Source organism: Mycobacterium sp. (genome assembly GCF_049281135.1).
Taxonomy (GTDB): Bacteria; Actinomycetota; Actinomycetes; order Mycobacteriales; family Mycobacteriaceae; genus Mycobacterium.
In genome coordinates, this window is the sequence record NZ_JBAPRN010000764.1 from 1 (window position 1) to 2,970 (window position 2,970).

Annotated in this window: 2 protein-coding genes and 1 pseudogene; all 3 read right to left on the reverse strand. The window is 62.5% G+C overall.

The features are described from left to right. Positions 1–672, reverse strand: a pseudogene (locus WAN02_RS30265) (4Fe-4S ferredoxin); the annotation flags it as partial. Positions 673–740: 68 nt separating this feature from the next. Then, on the reverse strand, positions 741–1,445 hold the full coding sequence (locus WAN02_RS30270; protein WP_422269069.1) for a hypothetical protein: 705 nt from the start codon (positions 1,443–1,445) through the stop codon (positions 741–743). 105 nt (positions 1,446–1,550) lie between these two features. Further along, positions 1,551–2,546: an Acg family FMN-binding oxidoreductase gene (locus WAN02_RS30275; RefSeq protein ID WP_422269070.1), complete on the reverse strand. Its 996-nt coding sequence runs from the start codon at positions 2,544–2,546 to the stop codon at positions 1,551–1,553. Between the last annotated feature and the right edge of the window lie 424 nt (positions 2,547–2,970).

Below are 2,970 nucleotides of genomic sequence, written 5' to 3' on the forward strand. Positions count from 1 at the left end.
GATTTCCTCACTGTAGGCCGACCGGCGAGGCAGCTCCGCAAGCACATCGGCGCCGTCCTCACTACCGATGTCGACAAGGTACGACGGCGCGTCACCTTCGAGGCACTCTGTCAGAGCGAGGTCGTAACCGGGCCCGGCCGCGGGCCCGGTGCCCATCGATGCGCAAAAGCACAGTCCGCCCGGTTCCGTACAGTTCACCGCGACCACAAAGATCTGCCGCCGACGGCTGACAAAGGAATTGTCAGGATTTGCGGAACCTCCGAGCACCCGGTCGAGGGTTGCGATTGCGGCCAAGTCGCACCCATGCACCCCGAGGAATGCGTATCGCGGGACCTCCTCTTTGCGTTGTGCATTGCTGGCCCCGTCTCGGGTACAGGCCAACAGTCGCTCGCGGGGAGGGTGTAGGAACTGCTTCCACGACTGCGGCCCGGCCGAGTGCCCGAAAGCCGCTTGGTCGTCGCGACGGCGTACCCGATATTGCCCCGGCGCCACCTCGACGCCCCAGCCGCGCGGCAGATCGCGTGCCGTCTCCAGTTCTGCCAGGACGATCGCGTTGTCCCGCAACGCCGGACCGACCACGCGATAGCCTCGCTCGATCAGCACCTCGATAAGGCGTTGCAGCCCGGCCGTATCTAACAACGCAGCGTCGGGCCCTTCACCGTGACCGCTCATCGACATATCATCCGCCCACTTCGCCTGCGCTGCATAAAGGCCTTGGCCCACCTCAGGTCTGACAATCGTCAGCGCCAGTTCGTTCGGCCGCCGCCTTCTTCCAGGCATCTGAGCTCACGCTCCCACTGGCCGTCGCGTTCTCGATCAAGTCGTGAACGTACGCGGGTTACGAAAGAAGTTATCGTGACACCCACAAACATCAATATCGACATTGTGGCGCCGTAGGCGTCGCCCACTGCATGCCAAGTCGGGGTCGGTGGGGCCACTGGATTGCCCTCTCTGTCCACCCAAACTTCAATGCGGTCGCCCACCTTCGCCTGAGTGGTGAGTTGAAGGGGACCGGTGCGCTCGGCAACCGTGACCGGCCACCGCGCCTGGACAACAGTCGAACCCGTGCGTTCGGTCTCGGGCTCGGTCTCGGTCTCGAGAACCGTTGCCACGACTGTATGTCGGTCACGACCCTCCTGAGTAAAGCGGCTGTCACGCATGTCGTAGACGGCAATGCCCGCCGCGGCGGCGACGGGTACCGCGATTAGCGACACGACGAGCGCGACCAACATGACTAAGGCTTCGATGCGATCGGTGCGCCGCAGCAACGGATTGCGACCAAAGACGCGGCCGCTACACCAGCAACGTGGGTCTAATGTGAACGTATCCATCATAACTTCCTTGAACCCCAATGATTTCGGCACATAGTGGCCATGACTATCGTCGATCGCCGCGGCTGTGGCATCCAGGGCCTTTTGGCCCCTTGCGTTATGGTCGGTAGTCATCAAACGAACCTCATGGGACTGACCTAAACCCCACAGGGCATTCAGCGATTCCGCAGCGGTGGAGTGTCATCCCGCTCCGAAACGCAGTCGGTCGACGGGACCTACTTAGACGATGCCCTCTTCGCGATCAGCCAACAGCTCGACGAATTCGTCGAGTTCACGCCTCGGTGTCGACGGCAACGGGTCCGCGTTGACCGGCGCCCACCCCACCCGAAGCAGCATCTGCGGGTATCTGCTATCACCGAAGATGTCGGACCGGACCAGCTCGCGCGTTTCAGCCGTCTCCAGCGGTTCGGTCACCGGGCAACTGGACAGGCCCAGAGATGTCGCGGTGAGAAGGACGACACTGGTAGCCTCGCCGGCGCGTAGCTGCGCCAGCCGATCGTCGGTCCGAGTGCCCAGCGCAAGAATCACGGCACTGTCCTCGGTCGGTGACGAGCCCGGTGTCATAGCTAGCGCCGGACTGGCAAAGTGTCGACTCGGGATCTTCGCGTTTCGGTCGGGTACCGGCGCATTTCGGGCCGGAACGCCGGCCACGGAAGCGTAGCGCCCACTCCACGCGGTGAGTTCCACAAGATAATCGTGCGTCATGTGATCCCAAACAGATTGAGCCACAATCCTATGCAGCTTGTCGATGTCGTCGACCTGGCACAGCGTCACCCCATTTCGTGCAGCCCGCGCAGCCATCAGTGCGATATCACGCACCGGCACCGACCAGGAACTGTAGGTGCGCCGATCTGTTCGTCGCCGCGGTATCGCCGCGGCAAGCGCTATATCGAGGGCGTCAGCCGAGTGGGGAGACACTTCGATCGCGGCAAGGTGGTCGGGGTCAGCCGGATTCGGCAGACGAGTTACCTTGGCTCGCCACCCAACCGCTGCCAACGCGACGACACAGTGATTCAGCGCCGCACCGCAACTCAAGATGAGATCGCGGCCATCGGGGTCAGTCTTGGGCAGGTGTCGGCTCACGTCAGAGTAAAGATGCAGGCTCTCCGCACCCACGCGCCACCGCCACGGCTGCGTGTTATGGACCGAGGGAGCTCGAGACGCCAGAGCCAGAATCGTACGCACTGTGCCGGCATCAGGAAAGCGTGCGTTCATGGCTCTGGCTCCTCTTCGTGGGACCTCTACCTGTCAAAGATCGCGCAACCAAGTCTTCCGCGCGAGAGCACGACGACCCGGTTCCAAAGGACTTTGTGCCACGACCCCCGATGTCGGAGATTCGCTGAAACTAAGCGGCGGCTGCAACGCTCACAGCTACAGATAGCTGGTTACCCACAGCGCAGGCTGACGCCCGGTCGCCGACACGCGCCGCTCGTGCGAGATCTTCAACCAGAGGACTGTCGGCATCCAGCTCCGCGAGCCAAGCCGACACTATGGAGGCAATCCGATGTCCAGGCACCTGGACGGCGCGCCCGTCATGCAACCGATCGGTAACGTAGTACCTTGTTGTGTTTGACACCAGGTCGCGATGGCGCCCCTGCAACGTCAAATGAATGAACCTCATCGTGGCCTCCTCGATCAA

What these genes read in the sequence shown, in the direction of transcription:
- WAN02_RS30270 (WP_422269069.1), bottom strand. Translation starts at nt 1,445, where the DNA reads ATGACTACCGACCATAACGCAAGGGGCCAAAAGGCCCTGGATGCCACA.
- WAN02_RS30275 (WP_422269070.1), bottom strand. Translation starts at nt 2,546, where the DNA reads ATGAACGCACGCTTTCCTGATGCCGGCACAGTGCGTACGATTCTGGCT.